The sequence below is a fragment of the Agromyces binzhouensis genome (assembly GCF_004135055.1).
In the GTDB taxonomy this organism is placed as follows: Bacteria; Actinomycetota; Actinomycetes; order Actinomycetales; family Microbacteriaceae; genus Agromyces; species Agromyces binzhouensis.
On the sequence record NZ_SDPL01000311.1, the window covers coordinates 1 to 3,792 of the forward strand.

Sequence of the window (3,792 nt, forward strand, 5' to 3'; positions counted from 1 at the left end):
CGCGACTGGGCCGCGACGGTCGGTCTCGACCCGGCGACCGGGCTCGGCTGGGCCGGCGGCTACGTCGGCACGGGCGTGACCGCGACGAACCTCGCCGGCCGCACGCTCCGCGACCTCGTGCTCGGCCGCGACACCGAGCTCACCCGCCTGCCGTGGGTGAACCACCGTGCGAAGCGGTGGGAGGTCGAACCGCTGCGCTGGCTCGCCGTGCAGGCCATCTACACCGCGTACCACGCCGCCGACCGCGCCGAGCTGCGCGGTCGAGCGACCACCTCGCCGATCGCGAGGGTCGCCGACCTCGTCGCGGGCCGCTGACCCGTCTCAGGCCGGCTGCACCTCCGGGAAGATCCACGACCCGTCGAGGACCTCGGCCCGGGGCCGGTACATCCTCACGCCGTAGTTCCAGCCCTCCATCAGGCCGAGGCGGTTCGGTCGGCCGTCGTCGGGCCCCCCGAAGTTCACGGTCGTCGTGCCGTCGTCGTTGCGGGTCGCGGTCGTGCTGTTCACGCTCACCAGGCCGTCCGTGACCTCCATGAACCCCTTCGGGTTGTACACCGTGACCGACCAGAACGCGTCGACCGGCACGTCGCCGAGCTCGAGCCGATAGGCGCCGAGCGGCAGCTTCGGTTCGACGTTGAGGTAGAACGCCTCCGACTTCGGCAATCCGCCCCACCCGACCGCCGTGCCGATCAGGTGGTGCACGGGATCCACCTCGTCGCGACGGCCGAACGCCGTGGTGAAGCCCCGCACGCCTCGGCCGAGGGCGAGCAGTGCGTTCCGCGTCTCTGCGAGCGACGCCTCGTCGTACTCGGGCATCGGGAACGGCCCGCCGGTCGTCGCGTCGAGGACGAGCCCGTCCTGGAGCGCGTTGACGGCGGCGACGTCGTCCGGGTCGTCCGGGTTCACGAAGATCCGGGGCACGAGCACGACCCACTGCGTGTCGAAGTCGTCGGCGGTCAGCCGGTGCTCGCCGGGCTCGTGGAGGATGGTGGGGATGTAGTGGTCCTGGTCCACGATCATGAGCGACAGGTATCGGTCGCCGGGGTCGGGGATCGTGACCGTCGCGCCGTCGGTCACGTCGATCACCGCCATGCTGTACAGCGTGTCGCGGTTCTGCCGGACGACCGGCTGGTTGTCGAGCGGCGTCGGCGTTCGACTGTGCACCCAGCGCCCGGTGCCGCCCGATTGCGCGGCGAACGCCGCGAACATGCGGTTCGTCTCGGCGCGTGCGAAGTTGTCGACGTTGACGAGCTCGGCCATCTCGGTTCCCCCCGGATCGGTGGACGGTCGGGCACAGCCTAGTGTGCGACGGATGTCGCGGGTGACCTCTGTCCCGCGCGGCCGCCCAGGCGTGCGCGGCCGCGCAGGCGTGCGCGACCGTCGAGGGCCGCGTCGCACGTGGTCCCCGGCCTGCGATCGGAGTACCGTGCGAGTCAGCGGCACGCACGGTCGCGCCGAGGCGGGAGCGACGGATGGACCTCGCTGCGTCGGGCGGGAGCGGGCTGGGCCTCGCGGTGCTGCCGCTCATCGCGCTCTTCGCGTCGCTCGTGGCTGCCACGGCCGTCGGTTCGCTCGTCGTCGCCTGGCTGCAGAAGCCGCGCGACGCGGCGGATCCGTCGCTCGTCGACCCGGAGACGGTCGGACTGCTTCCGGTCGCGTACGTCTCCGGTTCCGCGTCCAACCGTTGGCTGCCCGCGGCCGTGGTCGAGCTCGCGCTCGACGGCGTGCTCACGATCGAGGACCGTCGCCCGGGCGGCGCGAGCGAGGACGGGCTCGATTCGGCTCGCGGCATCCGCCTCGTCTACGCGTCCGACCTGCCCTCGTCGGGGGCGGGGACTCCGCGCGACGTGTCGCCCGACCTCGTCCTCGCCGTCTTCGGGCCGGGGGCCACGGGAATCGCCTCGGTGATCGCGCACGGCGCCACCGTCGCCGTCGACCGCGTCGTGGCGCAGAACGGCGAGTTGGCCTGGGCCACCCGCCGACGGTTCCTCGATACGGCAGCGCGCTACCGCGAGCCGCGGCCCGTCGGACGATTCCGCACGGCATCCGTCGCCGGGGTCGCCGGCGTCGTGCTCGGCTTCGTCGCCCAGTTCGTCGGGAGTGGGACGGATGACTCGATCGCCTGGATCGCGCTCGCGATCGGTGCGCTCTCGCTCGTCGCACGTGCCGTGCTTCCGCGCTGGATCCCCCTCAACGCGACCGGACTCGCACTGCGGGAGCGGGCGAACGGCCTGCGCGAACGGATCGCCGGCGCCGACCTCCGTGACGTCTCCGTGGCGCGGTCGACGCTCCCGTGGGCCGTGCTCTTCGGCCAGGACGAGGTCATCGCGCGGGCGGCCGCGACCCTCGTGCTGCGCGATCCCGGGCTCCGCTGGTACTCGTCGGCGGAGCCGGCGACGCCGGAGCGGCTGTCGTCGTGCATCCGGGTCGCCTCGGACGCGCTCGTCCAGCCGATCGCCGTCGGCGACCGCGACGACGGGCGACTCGGGAATCGGCTCCTGGAGCAGCGGGGCCTGAACACCGACGGCGGGTACTTCAGCGAGACCAGGGGGTGGGGGAGGGGCGCGATCTACGGCGGCGCCGCCGGCGACGGGTTCGACGGCGGAGGCCTCGGCGGGTTCGACGGCGGTGGCTTCGACGGCGGTGGCTTCGACGGCGGCGGTGGCGGCCCGTAGGGACGGGTGCGGTCGGTCGTCCCGTTCGGCGCGTCGGTACCGAAGTACCGTGGATCGCGTGAACCCGCCCATGCCGCCTGCGCCGGAGCGGGTCGGCGTGCGGGGCGTGGCGGCGATCGCCGGGCTCGTGCTCGCCACGTTCGGAGCCGTGCTGCCGCAGGCGATGAGCGCCCCGACGCTCGCGCTCACGGCCGAGTCGTATTCCGCCACGGTCGCCGAGTCGAGCTGGGCGCTCACCGCGACGCTGATCGTCGCGGTCGCCTCGACGCCGGTCCTCGGCCGACTCGGCGACGCGTTCGGTGCGAGGCGGATGCTGCTGATGCTCCTGCCCGTCGTCGCGATCGGCCTCGTCATGGCGGCGCTCGCTCCCGACCTCGGCTGGCTCATCGCCGGGCGCGCCGTGCAGGGGCTCGCGGGCGGGGCGTTCCCGCTCGCGATCGCCTGCGTGCCGCATGTCGTGCCGACGCGTCGTCGCGCCGCCGCGGTCGGCTTGGTCACCGCGACCTTCGCGACCGGCACGGGCTTCGGCGTCGTGATCGCCGGGCTGCTCGTCGACCACGTCGGCGTGCGGGCGCTGTCATGGGTGCCGCTCGCGTTCCTCGCCGCCGCGGAACTGCTCATCGCGGCGTCGCTCCCGCACATCCCGACCCGCCCCGACGTGCACCTCGACGTGCGCTCGGCGGTGCGGCTGTCGCTCGGGCTCGCCGCCCTCCTGGTCGCGCTCACCGAGGCGCCGCAGTGGCCGCTGCCCGCGGTCGCGATGGCCGGATGCCTCGCGCTCGGCGCCGGCCTGATCGCGGCGTGGCTCGTCCGCGAGCACCGCAGCCCGGATCCGCTGGTCGATCCCCGGACGCTCCGGCGACGCGGTGTCTGGTCGACGCACCTGACCGCCATGCTGCTCGGCGCCACGCTGCTCGGCAGCTTCGTGCTGCTGCCCGCCTTCGCTGAGGCCCCCGCCGAGACCGGACGCGGGCTCGGACGAACGGTGACGGATGCCGCGCTGCTCCTGCTGCCGGCATCCCTCGCGATGCTCGCTGTCGGGCCGCTCTCCGGCGTGCTGCGCCGCCGCATCGGCACCCGCGCGCCGGTGCTGCTCGGCGCCGTGACCGCCGCCGCC

The 3,792-nt window shown here is 74.0% G+C and carries 3 protein-coding genes and 1 pseudogene; 3 read left to right on the plus strand and 1 reads right to left on the minus strand.

The window, feature by feature from the left end; translation table 11 throughout:
- A pseudogene (locus ESO86_RS13135) lies at positions 1 to 315 on the plus strand (FAD-dependent oxidoreductase); the annotation flags it as partial.
- A gap of 6 nt (positions 316 to 321) precedes the next feature.
- On the opposite strand, the gene ESO86_RS13140 reads toward ESO86_RS13135, so the two are convergent.
- Positions 322 to 1,260 (minus strand): DUF1254 domain-containing protein, encoded by a 939-nt coding sequence (locus tag ESO86_RS13140; RefSeq protein WP_129235428.1) that lies wholly within the window; start codon positions 1,258 to 1,260, stop codon positions 322 to 324.
- Between the two features lie 212 nt (positions 1,261 to 1,472).
- Here ESO86_RS13140 and ESO86_RS13145 point away from each other — a divergent pair, with 212 nt between their 5' ends.
- Together ESO86_RS13145 and ESO86_RS13150 are read left to right on the plus strand one after the other, a co-directional pair.
- Positions 1,473 to 2,675: a DUF2207 domain-containing protein gene (locus ESO86_RS13145; protein ID WP_129235429.1), complete on the plus strand. Its 1,203-nt coding sequence runs from the start codon at positions 1,473 to 1,475 to the stop codon at positions 2,673 to 2,675.
- A 58-nt stretch (positions 2,676 to 2,733) separates the two neighbouring features.
- The coding region (locus tag ESO86_RS13150) for an MFS transporter (protein WP_129235430.1) at positions 2,734 to 3,792 on the plus strand (1,059 nt) is incomplete at its 3' end.